17 protein-coding genes are annotated in these 19,719 nt (G+C 67.3%); 8 read left to right on the plus strand and 9 right to left on the minus strand.

Annotated features, from left to right (window positions below; all coding sequences use genetic code 11):
* The first annotated feature begins 39 nt into the window (after positions 1-39).
* Positions 40-594, plus strand: a complete 555-nt coding sequence (locus tag IEX71_RS22505; RefSeq protein WP_229749625.1) for a superinfection immunity protein — start codon at positions 40-42, stop codon at positions 592-594.
* A 59-nt stretch (positions 595-653) separates the two neighbouring features.
* The gene (locus IEX71_RS09860; protein WP_229749626.1) at positions 654-2,150 is read left to right on the plus strand and encodes a flavin-containing monooxygenase; all 1,497 of its coding nucleotides are present in this window, start codon (positions 654-656) and stop codon (positions 2,148-2,150) included.
* On the opposite strand, the gene IEX71_RS09865 is transcribed toward IEX71_RS09860, so the two are convergent.
* Both IEX71_RS09865 and IEX71_RS09870 read right to left on the minus strand, forming a co-directional pair.
* Positions 2,123-3,901 (minus strand): MFS transporter, encoded by a 1,779-nt coding sequence (locus IEX71_RS09865; RefSeq protein ID WP_229749627.1) that lies wholly within the window; start codon positions 3,899-3,901, stop codon positions 2,123-2,125. The two genes, IEX71_RS09860 and IEX71_RS09865, sit on opposite strands and share 28 nt — an antisense overlap.
* Positions 3,882-4,610, minus strand: coding sequence for an LppX_LprAFG lipoprotein (locus IEX71_RS09870; RefSeq protein WP_188836843.1), 729 nt, complete (start codon positions 4,608-4,610; stop codon positions 3,882-3,884). Before IEX71_RS09870 ends, IEX71_RS09865 begins: the two co-directional genes overlap by 20 nt.
* A gap of 209 nt (positions 4,611-4,819) precedes the next feature.
* On the opposite strand from IEX71_RS09870, the gene IEX71_RS09875 reads away from it, so the two are divergent.
* Both IEX71_RS09875 and IEX71_RS09880 read left to right on the plus strand, forming a co-directional pair.
* Positions 4,820-5,671, plus strand: a complete 852-nt coding sequence (locus tag IEX71_RS09875; RefSeq protein WP_188836844.1) for an alpha/beta fold hydrolase — start codon at positions 4,820-4,822, stop codon at positions 5,669-5,671.
* Positions 5,668-6,903, plus strand: coding sequence for an AGE family epimerase/isomerase (locus tag IEX71_RS09880; protein WP_188836845.1), 1,236 nt, complete (start codon positions 5,668-5,670; stop codon positions 6,901-6,903). Before IEX71_RS09875 ends, IEX71_RS09880 begins: the two co-directional genes overlap by 4 nt.
* Positions 6,904-6,990: 87 nt before the next feature.
* Here the strand turns inward: IEX71_RS09880 and IEX71_RS09885 are convergent, their stop codons facing one another.
* Entirely contained in the window at positions 6,991-7,782 is a 792-nt protein-coding gene (locus IEX71_RS09885; protein WP_188836846.1) for a metallophosphoesterase family protein, read from the minus strand.
* A gap of 173 nt (positions 7,783-7,955) precedes the next feature.
* Positions 7,956-10,529, minus strand: coding sequence for an ATP-dependent chaperone ClpB (gene clpB / locus IEX71_RS09890; protein WP_188836847.1), 2,574 nt, complete (start codon positions 10,527-10,529; stop codon positions 7,956-7,958).
* A 253-nt stretch (positions 10,530-10,782) separates the two neighbouring features.
* On the opposite strand from clpB, the gene IEX71_RS09895 reads away from it, so the two are divergent.
* Both IEX71_RS09895 and IEX71_RS09900 read left to right on the plus strand, forming a co-directional pair.
* Positions 10,783-12,504 carry a TIGR03767 family metallophosphoesterase gene (locus IEX71_RS09895; protein WP_188836848.1) on the plus strand — a complete coding sequence of 574 codons (1,722 nt, stop codon included), beginning with the start codon at positions 10,783-10,785 and terminating at the stop codon, positions 12,502-12,504.
* Between the two features lie 277 nt (positions 12,505-12,781).
* A complete protein-coding gene (locus IEX71_RS09900; RefSeq protein WP_188836849.1) occupies positions 12,782-14,500 on the plus strand; it encodes a TIGR03767 family metallophosphoesterase in 1,719 nt (572 codons plus the stop codon).
* A gap of 76 nt (positions 14,501-14,576) precedes the next feature.
* Here the strand turns inward: IEX71_RS09900 and IEX71_RS09905 are convergent, their stop codons facing one another.
* Complete coding sequence (locus tag IEX71_RS09905) at positions 14,577-14,738, minus strand: hypothetical protein (protein WP_188836850.1); 162 nt, start codon at positions 14,736-14,738, stop codon at positions 14,577-14,579.
* Positions 14,739-14,820: 82 nt separating this feature from the next.
* Here IEX71_RS09905 and IEX71_RS09910 point away from each other — a divergent pair, with 82 nt between their 5' ends.
* Entirely contained in the window at positions 14,821-15,720 is a 900-nt protein-coding gene (locus IEX71_RS09910) for a LysR family transcriptional regulator (RefSeq protein WP_188836851.1), read from the plus strand.
* A 5-nt stretch (positions 15,721-15,725) separates the two neighbouring features.
* On the opposite strand, the gene IEX71_RS09915 is transcribed toward IEX71_RS09910, so the two are convergent.
* Positions 15,726-16,739 carry a GNAT family N-acetyltransferase gene (locus IEX71_RS09915; protein ID WP_188836852.1) on the minus strand — a complete coding sequence of 338 codons (1,014 nt, stop codon included), beginning with the start codon at positions 16,737-16,739 and terminating at the stop codon, positions 15,726-15,728.
* Positions 16,740-16,879: 140 nt separating this feature from the next.
* Between IEX71_RS09915 and IEX71_RS09920 the strand changes: the two genes are divergently transcribed.
* Positions 16,880-17,839, plus strand: a complete 960-nt coding sequence (locus tag IEX71_RS09920; protein ID WP_188836853.1) for an esterase/lipase family protein — start codon at positions 16,880-16,882, stop codon at positions 17,837-17,839.
* Between the two features lie 53 nt (positions 17,840-17,892).
* Here IEX71_RS09920 and IEX71_RS09925 read toward each other — a convergent pair whose 3' ends face one another.
* From IEX71_RS09925 to IEX71_RS09935, 3 genes are read right to left on the minus strand one after another with little or no spacing between them, the layout of a single operon-like run.
* Positions 17,893-18,168: a hypothetical protein gene (locus tag IEX71_RS09925; RefSeq protein ID WP_188836854.1), complete on the minus strand. Its 276-nt coding sequence runs from the start codon at positions 18,166-18,168 to the stop codon at positions 17,893-17,895.
* 20 nt (positions 18,169-18,188) lie between these two features.
* A complete protein-coding gene (locus IEX71_RS09930; protein ID WP_188836855.1) occupies positions 18,189-18,638 on the minus strand; it encodes a heat shock protein transcriptional repressor HspR in 450 nt (149 codons plus the stop codon).
* Positions 18,638-19,651, minus strand: coding sequence for a DnaJ C-terminal domain-containing protein (locus IEX71_RS09935; RefSeq protein ID WP_188836856.1), 1,014 nt, complete (start codon positions 19,649-19,651; stop codon positions 18,638-18,640). The genes IEX71_RS09930 and IEX71_RS09935 overlap by 1 nt, the downstream gene beginning before the upstream one ends.
* Positions 19,652-19,719: the final 68 nt, after the last annotated feature.

Below are 19,719 nucleotides of genomic sequence, written 5' to 3' on the forward strand. Positions count from 1 at the left end.
ATACAGTGGCCGCAGGTAGTTCATCAGCAGGGGGCGCGCATGACTGATCACGCAGGTTCATCCGACGACACGACCCGGCCGGTCCGGCTGCACAAGGACGACCGGCGCAGCGACACCGAGCGCATCCCGACGACGCCCGAGACGCAGCGCTTCCAACAGCCGCCGGCTCCGAGCACCTACTCCACGCCCCCGCAGCATTACGGATCGCCACCGCCGAGCGCCTCACCGGCCCACCCGCAAATCCTGCCGCCCCAGGGGCCGTCGCCGCAGTACCCGATGCAGTCCTACGCCCCACGGCCCGTGGGGCCGCCCCCGGCATACAACTCCGTCGTGATGACCGGTCGACCCGGCCCGTCCGGCGCAGTGGTCGCGATCGCCTGGATCCTCGCGGTCTGTACGTTCTTCTACCTGTTGCCGTGGGCTATCGCCGCGACTCGCAACAAGTCCAACCAGGGCGGCATCTTCGCGCTCAACTTCCTGCTCGGCTGGTCCTTCATCGGCTGGGTCATCGCGCTCGTCATGGCCTGCGGGACAGATCAGCAGACCAATGTCGTGGTCGTCAATCAGGCGCCACAGCAGCACTATTACCGCTGATCCGGACGCGCGCGGCGTTGCCGGTCGGCCGGGCCGACACGCCGACGTAACCTGACGCCATGGGCACCCGCATGAACGCGCGCGTCGATCACGACCTGGTCATCGTCGGCTCCGGCTTCTCCGGCATCGGCATGGCGATCGCGGCCAAGAACCGCAGGCGCGACTTCGTCGTACTCGAGAAGGCCGACGAGATCGGCGGCACCTGGCGGGACAACCGCTACCCCGGCTGCGAGTGCGACGTGCCCAGCCACCTCTACTCCTTCTCGTTCGAGCTCAATCCCTACTGGTCCAAGGCCTATGCGACCGCCGATGAGATCCAGGACTACCTGCTCTACTGCGTCGAGAAGTTCGACCTGCGCCAGCACATGCGGTTCGGCAGCGTCGTCGAGCGGATGACGTATGACGAGGGCCTTGCCGCCTGGCACCTGACCGTCACGACCGGCAACGGCGAGACGCACCAACTCGTCGCCGGCGCCGTCGCGCTCGGTGTCGGCGCGCTGCACGAGCCGGTGATCCCCGAGATCCCCGGCATCGAGTCGTTCCGTGGCGAGCTGCTGCACACCGCCGCGTGGGATCCCGGCACGACCGTCGTCGGCAAGCGGGTCGGCGTCATCGGCACCGGCTGCAGCGGGGTGCAGGTGATCCCGCCGCTGGCCGAGGACGCCCACTCACTCACGGTCTTCCAGCGCACACCGACGTGGGTGCTGCCCAAGGTCGACCCGGCATACCCCGACTGGCTGATCGACCAGTACGAGAAGCGACCGTGGCTGATGAAGGCGCACCGCGCCAAGTTGCGCGCCGCCGGTGAGGTGCGCGTCGGTGGCTTCACCAAACAGCCCGCCGCACTGAAGGCAGCCTCGAAAGCTGCTCTCGCACACCTGCGTTCGTCGATCAAGGACCCGAAGCTGCGTGCGAAGCTGACGCCCGACTACACGATGGGCTGCAAGCGGGTGACGATGTCCAACACCTACTACCCCGCGCTCGCGTCGGACCATGTCACCGTGGAGACGTCACCGATCCAGGACGCCGACGTGACGTCGTTGGCGACCGAGGACGGCACCACGCACGAGCTCGACGTGCTGGTCTTCGCCACCGGGTTCGACGTCACCGGGTCCTACCGCCACCTGAACATCACCGGACTCGGCGGGCGCACGCTGGACACCGACTGGGCCGAGGACATCCAGACCTACTACGGCGTGACAGCGCCCGGCTACCCGAACCTCTTCTTCCTGCTCGGCCCCAACACCGTGCTGGGGCACACCTCGGTCGTGCTGATGATCGAAGCGCAGATCGGGCTGATCAGCAGGTTGCTCGACGAGCGCGACGAGCGAGGCGCCACAGCGGTGCAGGTGCGTCCGCAGGTCGTGCCCGCGCACATGCAGCGGCTCGACGAGCGCAGCGCCTCGTCGGTCTGGCAGGCGGGCGGTTGCAGCAGCTGGTATCTCGACGACGAGGGTCGCAATCGCGTGCTGTGGCCGGGCGGCGTCGGCGAATACGAGCGCAAGCTCGCCCGGCCGGAGCTGGTGGACTACGAATTCACCGGCTCGGCGTCATAGCCGCCGGCCGACCCGTCGGTGTCGTCGTCGGATTCGGCGTCGGTGCCGTCTTCCTCGTCCGCGTCGGCCACGCCGACCACGCGCATGCCGAGCAGCAGCGCCACCGCTGCGGCGACCAGCGCCACCAATGCCGCGCCCAGGAACACCGTTTGTACCTGCAACACACCGGCCTCGGTCACCTGCGCCTCGGTCGGGTGCGGCAGCGACTGCACCTTGCCGTAGAAGCGGTGCAGCCCGATCGCGGTCAGCAATGCCAGACCGACGACCATGCCGACCATCCGGGCGACGACCAGCAGCGACGACACGACACCGTGCGCGGTCTGCGGTGCGTCGTGCAAGGCGGCATCGTTGACCGGAGCGATCGCCAGACCGACGCCGAGACCGGCCAGCACCAGCATCGTGGTCGGCAGCAGCCAGGAATCGAGCGCGTCGGTGCCCCAAGTGGACATCTGAAACAGCGCGAGCGACGTGATCAGCAGGCCGGGCGCCGCGATCACCGCTGCACCGAACCGTCGCAGCATCCAACCGCCGGCCAGCGCTCCGACCGGCACCGCGACGAGGAAACGCAGCAGCACCAGCGCCGCCTCGGTCTGTGAGTCGGTGACCGTCAGCCGCGCGAGCACGGGTATGTCGACGACGACCGCGACGATGGCGGTGCCGACGCACAACGAGACCACGAGGGCCGGTCGCACCCGGCCAACGACAACACCCTTGGCGATCAACGGATTTCGGGCGGCGCGGTGGCGCCATACATAAAGGGCGGCGGCGAGCGCTGCGACCGGGAGCAGCCACCACCCCATCGGTCCGACGACCTGCTTCTCCGGGTTGGAGGCGGCGAAGGTCAGCACCAGCGCACCGAGCGCGACGGCGATCAGCAACGCACCAACCACGTCGACGCTGCGGGCGATCGGCCACCAGAAGCGCACCGAGAGGGCCAACAGCCCGGCGAGTGCGAAGAGGCCCCACACCCCGATCGGTGTCATCAGGTGGGCGGTGTGGTCGCCATACGGGACGAACGGTCCGCCCCACCGGATGGAAGTGGTGAGTGAATCGGGGGCCCACAGGGCGAGGCCGAGCAGCACGACCGCGACGAGCACCGCCAGCCAGGTGAGCGCACGCCACCACTGCGGCACCGGAGCGCCGACCCGGTCCCGACCCCGACGACCACCGCAGGCGACGATGCCGAGGGCCAGCACGATCCCGGCCAATCCGTTGAGCCAGAAGATCATTCGCCAGTCGGAGACGGCGAGGACCAGGGCGCCGAGCAATGGCCCGACGACGCTACCGATCTCCTGCACCGCGCCGACGACCCCCAACGGGGTGCCGCGCTTGCCCGGTGGCCAGAGGTCGGCGACCAGGGCCAGCGTCGCGGGCACCAACCCGCCGCCACCCACACCCTGCAGGAAGCGGCCGGCGACCATGACCGGGAGTTCGGCGGAGATCGCGGTGACGGCGGAGCCGATGACGAACAGCCCGAGACAGCCGATCAGGATGCGCTGGCGGTCGATCAGGTCCGCTAACCGGCCGATCAGTGGCAGCACCGCGATGTAGCCCAGCAGGAAGCCGGAGATGATCGGCGTGGCCTTCTGCAGGGCGTCGACGCCGAGGCCGACGCCATTCATCATGTCCTGCAGCGCCAGCACCACGACGTAGGTGTCGGCTGCGGCGAGCGCGACGGCCACCGAAGCCGTTGCCAGCAGGGCCTTCGCGTGGCGCCCGGGTGCGGCGACCTCAGGGTTTGGTGACTGCAACCTTCTGTCCGTACTTGGTGAACTCGACGGTGTATGACGTGTCATTGGAACCCTTGTAGAACGCGCCGGTCAGCTCGGCCGAGCGCAGCTCTCCCTTGTCGGTGATCTGGTAGACCGCGTCATACGTCTCGTTCGCGTTGCCGAAGTTGAGCGTCTGCTTGATCGTCTTGCCCGGCAGCGTGCCGGTGACGGTCTGCACGATGTCCTTGCCGTCGCGCTTCTTGTCGCCGAACTTCGGCGACTTGGTGGCGACCAGCAGAGTGGAGAAGCCGCCGTCCCGGGCGAAGATCTGGGCCGGGTCGGGTGCGCCGAACTGCTTGGGGTCGATCTCGGCCATCTTGGGGTTCAGCGGGGTCTTGGCCCACACCTTGCCGCCCACCGCGACCACCGGGACGCTGATGGTGCCCGCGGCCGGGATGCGCACCGCGATCTTGCCCTTGAAAGCCGGCGCGTGCGAGCCGTCGCCCTCACCGCTGATCAGGCCGTTCTCCTTCGGCGGGATCTTGTCCGAGGTCAGCTTCAGGTGCACGCCCGACGTGTCGTCGAGGGTCTTCTTCGCCTTGGCGAGCATCGCCTTGGGGGTCACAGCGCCCTGCGAGCCGCCGGAGGCGCCCGTGGCGGGCGCATCCTTGCTGCCGCTGCTGCAACCGGTGAGCGCAAGGGCCGCCGCGATCGCGAGCGAGCTGGAGACGGTCAGGGTACGTCGCATATAGAGCAACCTATCTTTCCCGGGAGACTTATTCTGCGTCGGACGTTGCGAGTCGTAAGCTCCCTGCAACGCCAACGCATCCCAAGCCTCCTGTGCTTGCTCGGAATCAGCTTCCGAGGCAATGACGGTGGACTGTCCTTCTTGACGTCCGTGTGGGTCGCGCGGTTCCCTGGCCGCCGCAGGCCGGGCGGGTCGGGGAGAATGACGGCATGTCCGGACTCCATGTGCATCGCGTGACCACCGACGACGGCGCACTGCTGTCGGCATACATCCGCGAGCCGGTCGGTGCGCCGACCGGCACGGTGGTGCTCGGGCACGGCTGGATCCTGGACCACCGCTCCTGGTTGCCGGTGCTGCGCACGCTCGACCCGTCGTTGCGGGTGGTGTTGTGGGACCAGCGCGGCCACGGCAGCTCGACACTGGCCGGCGGCTCGCGCAAGGTGGGACACCAGTCGATCAAGCGATTGGGCGCCGACCTGCGGTCAGTGATCTCCGAGCTGACGCCGGCGGACGAGCAGCTGGTGCTCGGCGGGCACTCGATGGGCGGTATGACGATCCTGGCCTATGCCGGCATCGCCCCGGAAGAGTTCGCCGCACGCGTGCGCGGCGTCGTGCTGGTGTCGACGGCCGCCGGCGGTCTGCGTGGCACCGGTCGGCCCGGCGAGCGGCGGGTGATGTCCGCGCTGCGGCACGTCGGTGTGCCCCTCGGAAGAGGTATGACGGAGAAGGCGCACCGAGCCGCGGCGTTCGGCCGCGGGGCCGATCCGGCCGACGTGCACGACGCCACCGTCATCACACGCGGCACCCGGCTGAGCGTCGTCGGCGGTTTCTACGACGCGCTGATGCAGCACGACGAAGTGGCGGCATTGGCCGGGATGCAGAACGTCCCGACGAGGGTCCTGGTCGGACGACGCGACCGGCTCACGCCGCCCACGCTCGCGCAGCGGATCGCGGCCGGGCTGCCCGCCGCGGAGCTGACCACCTTCGACGACCTCGGTCACATGCTCCCGTGGGAGGCACCCGATCAGGTGGCCAAGGCGATCGAGGACCTCGCACGATGAGCGTCGCTGCAGACACGGCCCGTCAGTTGCGTGACGAGGCGGACCGAGTGCTCGACTTCGCGCTGGCTTCTCGGACCGAGCACGGCTTCGGCTGGCTCGACGACGACGGCCGGCCCACCGACCGCCCGCTGGAGCTATGGCTCACCTGCCGGATGACGCACGTCGCGGCGCTCGGATTACTTTGCGGCCGTTCCGAATTCGCGGCACTTGTCGACCACGGCGTGCAAACGCTGTCCTCGTCGTTCCGCGACCCGGTCAACGACGGTTGGTTCACGACGATCGACGCCGACACGGGTGCGGGCGTCGACGACCGCAAACTGGGCTACCCGCACGCGTTCGTGCTGTTGGCCGCGAGCAGCGCGGTCGTGGCCGGTCGGCCGGGCGCCGATCAACTGCTGGCCGCAGCACGGAAGGTCCACGACGAGCACTTCTGGATCCCCTCGAAAAGCCTGGTGCACGAGAGTTTTTCGGCTGATTGGAGCACGTCCGAGCCGTACCTCGGAGTCAACGCGACGATGCACACCGTCGAGGCGTTCCTCGCGCTGCACGACGTGACCGGCGAGGTCTCCTACCTGGACCGTGCCGAGGCCATGACCTTGCAGGTCGCCGGCTGGGCGCGGGATCGGGACTGGCGGATCCCCGAGCACTTCGACTCCGATGGCCGGATCCTGCCCGACTACAACCGCGACCGGCCCGCGGACGCGTTCCGGCCGTTCGGAGCGACTGTCGGGCACGGGCTGGAGTGGTCGCGCTTGGCCCTGTCGGTACGCGCGAGCCGGTTGCGCCTGGAGGCGTCATACAACGGGGATGAGCTGGTCACTGCCGCAACGGAACTGGCCACTCGTGCGGTTGCCGACGGTTGGGCGGCCGACGGCGCCGACGGTTTCGTCTACACGACCGACTGGGACGGTGTGCCGGTCGTCCGGGCGCGGATGCACTGGGTGGTGTGCGAAGCGATCGGCGCGGCATACGCACTCGGGCAGGTGACCGGCGAAAAGCATTGGGATGACTCGCTGCTCATCTGGTGGCACTATGCCCAGGACCACCTGATCGACACCGACCGCGGCTCGTGGCACCACGAGCTCGATGAACACAACCAGGTCTCGCACGGCACGTGGGCGGGCAAGCCGGACGTCTACCACGCCCTGCAGATCTGTCTGCTCGTCGGCGATGGACTCCCACTCGCTCCGTCGTTCGCGACGGCGCTTTCTCGCCGAGAGGACACCGAATAACCGAAAGGACAGGCGATTTGCCGTTTCTAAGGCCGAATCGCCTGTCCTCTCGATGTGTTGCCTGTCCTCTCGGCGAAGGGGCCCTGATCAGACCGGGCGCTCGTGGTAGCCGGTGAGCTTCTCGCCGGCCTGCCACTCCTGCAGGTTGCCGCGGTAGATGCCGTGCCGTAGCTCGACCTCGTAGCCGTCGTAGTGAGGCATGCCGGCCGAGCGCGCGTGGGCGAGTTCGGCATCGACGTCATACGGCACGCGCGCGTAGGCGACCGACCACGGCGCGGGCTCCCGCGAGCCCCACTCGCCCTCGAGGATGCAGTACATCGGTGTCGGGTCGCCCATCGAGTTGCCCACCGCACCGGTGTTGAAGACGGTGCGCGCCTCGAGCTGGACCTCGTAGTGCGGGTCGTGGGTGTCGGCATACCCGATGAGATCCGGCAACGGGCCATCTCCGGTCGCCGGGGTGTTGGTGAACAGCGCCTCGAACTCGGCCTGGGTGCGGACGTAGCGCACTCGCCGGTGGACGGTCTCCTCACTGGCGTGGAAGACGCGCAGCCGGCGGCCACTCACCCATTCGTCGTGGCTGAACGGCAGCGCCCGCAGCCACTCCCCCTGGCCGGGGCCCAGCTGCGACCGCCACCAGGTCAGTGCCTCGTCGTCGAACTCGCGATCGGCATCGGGCAGGAAATCGTCCCAGTTGCCCAGGATGTTGACCTCACAACGCTCGTGGCAGATATCGACGACCTCGCGGCCGCGCGGGCCTTTGCCGACGAAGTCGCCAAGATTCCAGATGCGGGTGATGCCCCGCCGGTCAATATCGGCGAGCACCGCCTCGAGTGCGGTCAGGTTGCCATGGACATCGGAGATCAGCGCGACTCGTTCCACGCGTCAGATCCTGCCATCCCGGTTCGACCGCGATCACCGAGCCTGCGCACCCTTCGCCGACCACGCGCACCCCCCTCGCCGACAGGACACCCGATGACTGAGAGGACAGGCGATTTGGCCCTTTCAAGGGTCAAATCGCCTGTCCTCTCGATGTTTCGCTGTCCTCTCGGCGATCAGGCTGGCTGGATGTCGAGGCCATCGCCGTCGGGTGCGGCGTCGACCGTCACCGTCTGGCCGTCACGGATCTCGCCGCCGAGGAGGGCCTTGGCCAGCTGGTCACCGATCTGCTTCTGCACCAGCCGGCGCAGCGGCCGAGCACCGTATGCCGGGTCGTAGCCCTCGTCGGCCAGCCATTGCCTGGCGGCGTCGGTGACGTTGACGGTGATCCGACGGTCGGCCAGCCGCAACGCGATCGCGTCGACCTGCAGGTCGACGATCCGCGTCAGCTCGTCCTTGGTCAGCGCCTCGAAGATGATGACCTCGTCGAGCCGGTTGATGAACTCCGGCTTGAACGACTGCCGCACGGTGTTCATGACCGAATCGTGCTTCTGCTTCAGATCCAGCGTCGGGTCGACGAGGAACTGTGAGCCCAAGTTGGAGGTCATGATCAGGATGACGTTGCGGAAGTCGACCGTGCGACCCTGGCCGTCGGTCAGCCGCCCGTCGTCCAGCACCTGCAGCAGGATGTCGAACGTCTCCGGGTGAGCCTTCTCGACCTCGTCGAGCAGCACCACCGAGTAGGGCCGCCGCCGGACCGCCTCGGTCAGCTGGCCGCCCTCCTCGTAGCCGACGTAGCCGGGAGGCGAGCCGATCAGCCGCGCGACCGCGTGCCGCTCGGAGTACTCGGACATGTCAATGCGTATGACGGCGCGCGGGTCGTCGAACAGGAAGTCCGCGACGGCCTTGGCCAGCTCGGTCTTGCCGACACCGGTCGGGCCGAGGAACAGGAACGAACCCGACGGCCGGTCGGGGTCCGCGACTCCGGCACGACTGCGGCGTACGGCGTCGGAGACCGCTTGCACGGCGCTCTTCTGACCGATCACGTGCTCGCCGATCCAGTCCTCCATGCGCAACAGCTTCTCGGTCTCACCCTCGAGCAGGCGTCCGGCGGGTATGCCGGTCCACGACGAGATGACATCCGCGATGTCGTCCGGCCCGACCTCCTCCTTGACCATCGGCGCCTCGCCGCCGGCGGTCGACTGGGTCGACTCCGCGGCCTGCGCCTCCTCGAGTTGCTTCTCGAGCGCGGGCAGCTCGCCATACAGGATCTTGGAGGCGCCGGCGTAGTCGCCATCGCGCTGCAAGCGGTCCGCGTGCGTGCGCAACTCGTCTATCTGCGCCTTGAGGTCACCGACCTGGTTGAGGCCGGCCTTCTCCTGCTCCCAGCGCGCGGTGAGGGCGCTGAGCTCCTCCTGCTTGTCGGCCATGTCGGAGCGCAGCTTGGCGAGCCGGTCCTTGGACGCGGCGTCAGATTCGTTCTCCAGGTGCAGCTCCTCCATCTTCAGCCGGTCGACTGAGCGTCGCAGCTCGTCGATCTCGACCGGTGAGGAGTCGATCTCCATCCGCAGCCGGGACGCCGACTCGTCGATCAGGTCGATCGCCTTGTCGGGCAACTGCCGGGCGGTGATGTAGCGGTCGGACAGCGATGCCGCCGCCACCAGGGCCGCGTCCGAGATGGCCACCTTGTGGTGCGCCTCGTAGCGTTCCTTGAGCCCACGGAGTATGGCGATGGTGTCCTCCACGGACGGCTCCCCGACATACACCTGCTGGAATCGGCGCTCGAGCGCCGGATCCTTCTCGATGTGCTCCCGGTATTCGTCGAGCGTCGTCGCGCCGACCAGACGCAGCTCGCCGCGCGCCAGCATCGGCTTGAGCATGTTGCCGGCATCCATCGAGGAGTCACCGCCGGCGCCCGCACCGACGACCGTGTGCAACTCGTCGATGAAGGTGACGACCTCGCCGTCGGAGCCCTTGATCTCCTCCAGGACAGCCTTCAGCCGCTCCTCGAACTCACCGCGGTATTTCGCGCCGGCGACCATCGCGGCCAGATCGAGCGAGATCAATCGCTTGTCCCGCAACGATTCCGGGACGTCGCCTGCGACGATGCGCTGCGCGAGCCCCTCGACGACCGCCGTCTTGCCGACACCGGGCTCACCGATGAGGACCGGGTTGTTCTTGGTCCGCCGGGACAGCACCTGCACGACGCGACGAATCTCGGAGTCACGGCCGATGACCGGGTCCAGCTTGCCCTCACGGGCGGCCGAGGTCAGGTCAGTGCCGTACTTCTCGAGCGCGTCGAAGCTGCCCTCGGGCTCGGGGCTGGTCACCTTCCGACCGCCGCGGGTCTGTGGGATAGCAGCCGCCAAAGCGTCTGCGTTCAAACCGAATTCACCCGTTTGCGCCAGCGCCAGCAGGAGGTGGTCGGTCGAGACGAAGGTGTCTCCCATCGACTCCATCGCCTGGCGGCCCTGCTCCAGCACGTTGGCGAGGGTGCGCGACATCGTCGGTTGCGCCACCGATGCGCCCTGGGTGGCCGGCAGCGTCCGCAGTGCCTGCTCCGCGGTGCTGCGGGCGGCCTGGGCGGTCGTGCCGACCGCTTCGAGCAGCGGGCCGGTGGTCGTGTCGGTCTGGTCGGTCAGTGCGAGCAGCAGGTGCGCCGGCTCCACCTGCGGGTTGCCTGCGGTGGTCGCAAGCTGCACCGCATTGGAAACAGCCTCTTGCGCCTTGGTGGTCAGCTGTAGAGCCACGTTGGTTGGTCCTCCCTGGTCGGGTATGTCGTCAGTTCCAGCGGTATGCCGCACTGCTCCGGTCCACCCTTTCGCGACAGAGGTGACCGGGCAAGCACGGCATGCGTCTCCCTTCGTCCAACGAGAGCAAAGTTGAGTGTATTCCGCTCAACTTTGCTTTCGGTGTCGATTTCGCCGATTTGTCAGCCTGAAGTCACCCATCGACCACTCGCCGCCGCCATGATGGACGAACGTCCAAGTAACTAGGAGTGAGATGACTTCCATTCGACGGCGGACCCTGCTCGGCGGCGGCATCGGCGCGGCCGCCGCGATGACGCTCGGCACCCGTCCGGCCCGAGCGGCAGATTCCGACCTCACCTCGTGGAGCCGGCGCGCCATACTCGGCGAGGGCACGGCGCTCGAAGCCGCCGCAGCACCCGTGGGCTCGAGCGGTTACACGCGGCTGACCTCGGGTCCCGGTTACCCGCTGACCGTGCGCACCGACCTGTGTCCGGCGCAGGCGAAGCGGGACGACACCCGGACGGCCCGGGCGTCGATCGTTCAGTTCACCGATGTCCACGTCGTCGACGCCCAGTCACCGGTGCGCTTCGAGTGGCTGCACCAGATCACCGGATCCGCCTTCCGGCCGCACGAGGCGCTCGGCACCCAGGGCGGCGCGCAGCTCGTGCGCCGGGTCAACGAGTTGGGCAAGGGGCCGTTCAGCGGCCGGGCGTTCGACTGCGTGGTGACCACCGGCGACAGCTCCGACAATCACGAGCGCGTCGAGCTCGACTGGTTCCTGGCGATGATGAGCGGCGGCGCCATCACCGCGAACACCGGCTCGCCCACGGAATGGGAGGGCGTCCAGAACGCCGGCGACAGCCTCTACTACCTGCCCGAATCCACCGCCTCCGACACCTACAAGAAGGTCGGATTCCCAACCCTCCCAGGCTTCTTCGAGCGCGCGACCACGCCGCACACCAGCGAAGGGTTGAAGACGGAATGGTTCAGCGTCTTCGGCAACCACGACGACTCCATCGAGGGCACGCTCCCGTCGGGGACACCCATCCTGGCCGACATGTACACCGGCGGTTTCAAGTTCACCGGGTTCGACGACACCAGCGCCAATCTCGCCCTGCGCCGCTCGTCGATCGGCGGGCAGTCCGCCATACCGAAGTCGTCCTCGCTTGCGAAGTCTCGTTGGGAGATCACCCCTGACGAACGGCGGGCGACCTTCACTCCGCGCGAGTTCATGGCTGCGCACCTGGACCCGAAGGTCGACGGGCCCGGACCGCACGGACACGGCTTCACCGCCGACGCAGTGGCGGACGGGGTCGGCTACTACAGCTTCCAGATCGCACAGGGTGTCGTTGGTATCTCGATGGATTCGACGAACCGGGCCGGCTTCACCGACGGCTCGATCGGGGACGAGCAGTTCCGCTGGATCAAGCGCACGATCGAGGCATCCTCCAGTCGCTACTACGACGGATGGGGTATCGAACACCGCACGGATCGCTCCGACCAACTCTTCGTGCTCTTCAGCCACCACACCAGTGACAGCATGAACAATCTGCTGCTGGCACCCGACAAGCTCGAGATCCGGCACAGTGGCTCGGAGCTGGTGAGCTCGCTGCAGCGCTACCCGAACGTCGTGGCCTGGGTGAACGGCCACACGCACGACAACAAGATCACGCCGCACCACCACAACGACCCGACACGTTCCTTCTGGGAGATCAACACCGCGTCGCACGTCGACTTCCCGCAGCATACCCGCATCATCGATGTCTGTGACAACGCCGACGGCACGCTGTCGCTCTTCACGACGCTGATCGAGTCGGCCGCGCCGTACCAGGCAGCGTATGACGACGGGTCGCCGTCGGCCCTGGCGTCCCTCTACCGCGAGCTGTCCTACAACGACATCCACCGCGACCCCAACCGGATCGGCACCGCAGCCGACCGCAACACCGAACTGCTGCTGAAGAACCCGATGGCCTAGTTCCCCACGAAGTTCTCCCCCGCTCCGTCACCCCACGAAGTTTCTCCCCCGCTCCGCTCCTCCGAATACTTCGCGGGGACCCCGACACGCTCCTCCGATACTTCGCGGGGACTCCGACACGCTCCTCCGGTACTTCGCAGAGCCATGACGAGCGTCCCCTGACCCGATGGGCAGGGGACGTTCCGACTTCACCGGCTCCTCGCCCTGCGGACACTCGGACGCCGCCACACCTCGGAACGCTGGACGCACGTGCACGTCCACGATCTCGAGGAGTGACATGACCTTCATCCGACGCCGGACCCTGCTCGGCGGAAGCATCGGCGGCCTGGCCGTGACGACGCTTGCGAGTGCCCGGGCACGGACCGACGCCAGTCCCCCGCCGAAGGAATACATCGCAGCAGGAACAGGCACGACGCTGGAGCGGGCCGCCCGGCCGGTCTCCAGGAACGGGTACACCAGGCTGACCGCCGGCAAGGGATATCCGTTGATCGTGCGTACCGACCTCAGCGCCGCGAGGTCGGGGCGCGAGGACAGGCGCACCGGCCGAGCCTCGGTCGTCCAGCTCACCGATCTGCACGTCCTCGATGCCCAATCGCCGGTGCGTTTCGAGTGGCTGCACCCGCTCACCGGCAGCGCATTCCGGCCGCAGGAGGCGCTCGGGACCCATGGCGCCACGCAGCTGGTGGATCGGGTCAACGCGTTGCGCACCGGGTCCTTCAGTGACCGCGCGTTCGACTGCGTGGTCACGACCGGAGACAGCTCCGACAACCACGAGAAGATCGAGCTCGATTGGTTCCTCGCGGTGATGAGTGGCGGCGCGATCACCGCGAACACCGGCGCGCGGAACAGTTGGGAGGGCGTCCAGAGCGCCGGCGACAGGCTCTATTACCTGCCGGAGACGACCGCGCAGGACGCATACAAGGAGGCCGGATTCCCGCAGATACCAGGGTTTTTCGATCGTGCGATGCAACCGCACCGCAGCGCCGGGCTGGCGACGAAGTGGTACAGCGTCTTCGGGAACCATGATGATTCCATCGGCGGGATGATGCCTTCGGACTCGTCCGTCCTCGCCGATCTCTACACCGGTCGGTTCAAGTTCACCGGCTTCGCCAACGCGAGCGGCAATACGGCCCTGCGCAGCGCGGTGGCCGGCGCGACATCCGCTATACCGGAGCACTCGAGGTTGCCGAAGTCGCGCTGGGAGGTCACGGCCGACGACCGACGCGCGCCCTTCACGCCCCGTGAGTTCATGGCCGCGCACCTCGACCCGACCGCCGACGGTCCCGGGCCACACGGCCACGGCTTCACGCTGGACGCGCTGGCACAGGGCATCGGCTACTACGCCTTCTCGATCGCGCCCGGCGTGACCGGCATCGCAATGGACTCGACCAACCGCGCCGGCTTCGTCCAGGGTTCGATCGGCGACGCGCAATTCCGTTGGATACAGCGCACACTCGAGGCATCGTCGAGCCGCTACTACGACAGCCGGGGCGCGGAGCACCGCCGCGACGTCACGGACAGCCTCTTCGTGCTCTTCAGCCATCACACCAGCGAGTCGATGAACAACCTGCTGCCCGCACCCGACCTGCTCGAGACCCGGCACAGCGGGACCGAACTGGTCAGCATGCTGCAGCGCTACCCGAACGTCATCGGCTGGGCCAACGGCCACTCGCACAAGAACAAGATCACGCCGCACCGGCACAGCGATCCGACCCGCAGCTTCTGGGAGATCAACACCGCGTCACACATCGACTTCCCGCAGCACGCCCGCATCCTCGACATCTGCGACAACGCCGACGGCACGCTGTCTCTCTTCACGACGCTCATCGAGTCGGCCGCTCCCTATCAGGCCGCGTATGACGACGCGTCACCTGCCGCGCTGGCATCGCTCTATCGAGAGCTCTCCTACAACGACATCCACCACCACGTCCCCACGAGGATGGGCTCGACCGCTGACCGCAACACCGAACTCCTGTTGACGAATCCGCTTGCCTGACAACGGCACCCACACACAAGAGCGTCCCCTGACCTCGGTCAGGGGACGCTCGCCGGACAGTGGACGGGTATGGCGCTCAACGGCGACGCAACCAGGGCGCCTGCTTCTCGAGCAGCAACTGCTGCGCGTCTTCCTGGTTGCGCCACAGGGCGCGGACCCTTCCGGAGAAGCCGAGCGGGGCCCGGTCGTGGTCGTGGTGCTGGTGGCGGCTGGCGTTCAGTGACTGTGTCGTTTTCATGTGTTCTATTCTGACCGACTTAACTGTTCAGCACAAGCTCCGTTTTCTTCACAATGCTTAAGTGATGCTGTAGTTTTGATCCATGCTCGACATACACCGCTTGAGGGTCTTCCGGTCCGTCGTCGCCAGTGGTTCGGTGCAGGCGGCCGCGACACATCTGGGCTACACACCGTCCGCCGTCAGCCAGCACATCAACCAGCTGCAACGAGAGACCGGCCTGACGCTGTTCGAGAAGGCCGGACGCGGCATCTCACCCACTCCGACCGGGCGGCTGCTGGCCCAGCAGAGCGAAGACGCGATGGGTGCGCTGGCCCGCCTGGACAACGTCGTGACCGACCTGCGCCACGGGCGCACCGGGAGTCTGTCGATCGCCTGCTTCGCGTCCGCCGGCGAGGAATGGGTGCCGCAACTGGTGGCGAAGCTGCAGCGTGAGTTCAAGGATGTGCTCATCACCGTCGACCTCAATGAGCACAACGAAGCCGCGCGGCCGGACTGCGATCTGGACATCCGGACCGAGGATCTGACCGAAACGCCAGTGGTCCCAAAGGGATACACCAGACACGAGCTGATCACGGAGCCATATGTCGCGGTGCTTCCGGCCAAGCATCCGCTGGTCGACAAGGACGAGGTCTCGATGAGTGACCTCGCCGACGAACCGTGGATCGATGACAGCAACGAGGACCAGACCTGTGGGCGGATCCTGCGTCGCGCGATCAACAAGTCCGGCCTGGCGCCCCGCATGGTCGCCGAGTGCCAGGACCACCACACCAGCTTCGCCCTGGTGGCGGCGGGCATCGGCGTGACCCTCGCACCGCGCCTGACACTCGGCTCGCTCCCCAGGCGGGCCCGAGCGGTCCCACTGACCGATCCGCTGGTGCAGCGCGGCATCTCGGTGCACGTACGCGATGCGGCAGCCGGCAACCCGGTCACCCGTCGAGCACTCGAGCTGTTGCACGAGATCGCGTCCGACGACGAGCGCTGAGCCGACTAGCGAGTCGTCGGATCCATGACCCACTCGGTCGATGTCTCGACGATCTCGAATCCGAGGTCGACGTTGACCGAGACCATGTGCACATTCGTCTCTGCGTTCATCGTGCGGACGAATGCCGGTCCCGGGTGATCCCGCTGGAGCTGCTGCAGATTGGCCACCTTGACCGCCATACCGAGGCGATGACCGCGGTGCTCACGATGCACGTAGGTGCCGAGCTGGACCGCGAAATCGATCGGCGGTTCCATGGTCAGGTCACTCTGCGCGACAACGGCACCCGACTCGTCATGGACTGCCAGCGCTGACAGGTGGATTCGTCCCTGCTCTTCCTCACGGTCGTACATCCGCCGGAGCCGATCCGGGCTGACAGCCTCCGCGTCGAAGTCGATGTCGCCCGACGGTGAGTCGACGGCCAGCAGGCGCATCAGCTCGGCCAGGCCGGGCAGGTGCACCTCCGGGACCCGGCCGGCGAACGTTTCGATCCGGTAGTCACCGACGTATCTCACCGCGGCTGACTGCGCGAGCCGGCTCAGCCGCTCCTGCGGGACCGGTAGAGCGAGATGCCGAGCGATGTCGTCCCACCCCTGCGAGAAGCCCGACGACCGCGCGAAACGTACGAAGCCGTGCTGCTCGTCGAAGGCTCCGGGCACCAACGTCTCGGCGAAGACCTTCGTGCGACCCAGCGCCCGCGCCCGAGCGAGCCCGTGCTCGACCAGAGCACTGCCAACGCCCTTCCGGCGATGTTCCGGAGCGACATCCACGAGCGAATAGACCTTGTCGGTGTTGTCCTCCAACGGGATGAACAACAGATTGGTGCCCAGACAGGTGCCGTCGGCGTCGAAGTAGGCATAGAGCTCCTGCGCGTCCTCGGGGTCCGGAGTGCGCATCTGAATGAGCCACGAGGAGAAGTTGATCGGCGAGAACCACGGTAGGTCAAAGGTTTTCGCCGCAATGCCGACATCGAAGACTGCACGCATGTCACGGTCGTCGGCGGGGTCGATGAGTCGGATCACCCCAGGAACGCTAGGCATCGATGACATGGCAGGCCACCGAATATTCAGTGGCGAAACGCCACCCCCGCGTACTTACCCGTCGGTAAGGTGAGTTGGGTCACATCGTGAGCCAGATCACACTTCGATGAAAGCGAGCGGCAATGCCCCTCCTCCGACGCATCACTCTCTCCACCGCGGCCCTCACCTGTGCGGGCCTGGCACTCTCGGGCACGGCGTCTGCAGCCACACCCGACCCCGTCGGTCCGCAACAGTCCAGCTTCTACCCAGCACTCGCGTATGGCGCCTTCCACCCGACGGCGCTCCCGTCGGGGATGAACGACTGGACGTGCAAGCCGTCCGCCGCGCACCCGAACCCGGTCGTGCTCGTGGAGGGCACCTGGGCGAACCGCTACAACAGCTTCGCCGCACTCGCCCCCGCTCTGAAGAAACAGGGTTACTGCGTCTATGGCGAGAACCTCGGTGCCAGCGGTGCCATCATCAGCAAGTTCCCCGGTGTTTATCTGACCGGCCCGGTGAAGGACTCGGCGCAGCAGTTGGGCCAGGAGGTCGACAAGGTGCTCGCGGCGACCGGCGCGAAGAAGGTTGACCTGGTCGGGTGGTCACAGGGCGGCATCGTCGCGCGCGGTTACCTGAAGTTCTACGGCGGCGCCAACGCCGCGAATCCGGCCGCCAACAAGGTCGACAACGTCATCACGTATGGCGCAACGAACCACGGCACCACTCTGTCCGGACTCGCCACACTGGCAAAGGTTTTCGGGCTCAACCCGATCGTTCCCAGCACCCTGGGTCAGGCTGCCGTGGACCAGGAGATCGGGTCGGCATACCTGACCGAGCTCAATGCCGGCGGCGACACCATGCCCGGCATCGACTACACGATCATCGGCAGCAAGTATGACGAGGTGTCCACGCCATACACGCGGACGTTCCTCAGCGCCGGACCCGGCGCGACCGTGCACAACATCACCTTGCAGGACGGCTGCGGCATCGACTTCAGCGACCACCTGCAGCTGGCGTACTCACCGCGCATCATCGGCCTGACGGAGCGCGCACTGGGCTCGAACGTCTCCGTGCCATGCACCTTCCGCACAGCCCTCGGCTGACCTCCGGAGCACATCGAAACGCCCACGACCGCAATGGTCGTGGGCGTTCTGTGTCATTCGCCGCTCGAGCGGAGCTCGTCCAGCCACCCCTCGTGATCCTTCGCGAGGGCGGTGAACCGCTTCGCCAGCGCACGTGCGACGGCTCCGGTCTGGTCGTCGATCGTGTCCACCGTCACGTGCACCAGCCAGTCCACGTCCTCGGCATCGTCCTCGCCGGCAAGCGCCTCGGAAAGGACTCGCACTGAGGCGAATTCGTCGTTTTCGGAGAGTTGGTCCGCGACCTCCTCCGCGCTGTCGCGCTCCTGAAAGACCATGAGGTACTCGATCACGGGCACCACTGTGCCAGAGGTCAGCGCTTGCGCCATACGACCAGGGCGCGCTCGGCACGCACCGGTGTGACCCGCTCGCCAGGGCGCAACGGGGTGATCTGCCCGTCCGGCGCCGCAGCGAAGACCCGGCCCATACCCTTACTCCGCTCCCGGGAGAGCTCGTCGGACAGCTCACGGACACGGGACCGCAGCGCGTCCAGCTGGTCCTCCAACTCCAGGATCCGGCGGATGCCGGCGAGCGATACGCCCTCGTCCTGGGAGAGCCGCTGCACCTCGCGCAGCATGTCGAGGTCGCGCATCGAGTAGCGACGCCCGCCGCCCCGCGTGCGGGACGGCGTGACGATGCCCAATCGGTCGTACTGGCGCAGCGTTTGCGCGTGTATGCCAGCCAGCTGCGCCGCCGCGGAGATCGCGTAGATCGGCGCATCCTCCGGCGGCGGCGAGGCACCACGCCAGGACGACCGGACCATCACTGAGCGGCTTTCGCGTTCAGCTCGGCACGGGGGTCGTGGCCGTCGGCATGATCCTGCTCCGCGATGGTCTCGACGGCCTGCTTGGCCTCCTTGCTCAGCTTCTCCGGGACGACCACCTGCACCGTGGCGATGAGGTCTCCGACACCGCTCTTGGCCTGGATGCCCTGGCCCTTGACGCGCAGCTTGCGTCCGGACGGCGTGCCAGGCTTGATCTTGACCTTCACGCTCTTGCCGCTGAGGGTCGGCACCGCCACGGTGGCGCCCAGCGCGGCTTCGGCGAAAGTGACCGGAAGGTCGAGCGTCAGGTTGTTGCCATCACGGTGGAAGACCGGGTGCGGCTGGACGGTGATGTGCAGCAGCAGATCGCCCGGCTGTCCGCCGTTGGCGCTGGGGCGGCCCTTGCCGCGCAGCCGGATCGTCTGACCGTCCTTGACCCCGGCAGGGATTCGCGTCTTGATCGTCTGGCCGTCGGCCGCCTGCAGCGAGACGGTCTCACCGGCCGCGGCGTCGCGGAAGCTCAGCGAGGTGCGTGCCTCGAGGTCGGCGCCCTTACGAGGGCCGGACTGGTAGCCGCCGTATGGCGACCCGTAGCCGCCACCTCCACCACCGAAGTGGCCGAGGATGTCGTCCAGGTTGATCTGCTCACCGCCGCCACCGGTGGAGAAGCGGACGTTCTGGCCGCCGCCACCGCCGAACATCGAACCGAACAGGTCCTCGAAGCCGCCGGCGCCGCCACCGCCGCCCGGGCCGCCCGCGGTGAAGCGAGCGCCACCGCCGACCATCTGACGCAGTTGGTCGTACTCCTGACGCTTCGCCGGGTCAGCAAGGACGGAGTTGGCCTCACCGATGTCCTTGAACTTCTGCTCCGCCGCGGCGTCCCCGGGGTTCTGGTCCGGGTGCCACTTGCGGGCGAGCTTTCGGTAGGCCTTCTTGATCTCGTCGTCGGTCGCCTCCTGGGAGACGCCGAGGATCTTGTAGAAGTCCTTCTCGAGCCAATCCTGACTAGCCATCAATCACTCCAGTACGTCGAATGCTGCTCACCGAGCGGGGATTCGTGATGAATCCCCGCTCGGTGGGC

The sequence above is a fragment of the Flexivirga endophytica genome (assembly GCF_014640635.1).
Taxonomy (GTDB): Bacteria; Actinomycetota; Actinomycetes; order Actinomycetales; family Dermatophilaceae; genus Flexivirga; species Flexivirga endophytica.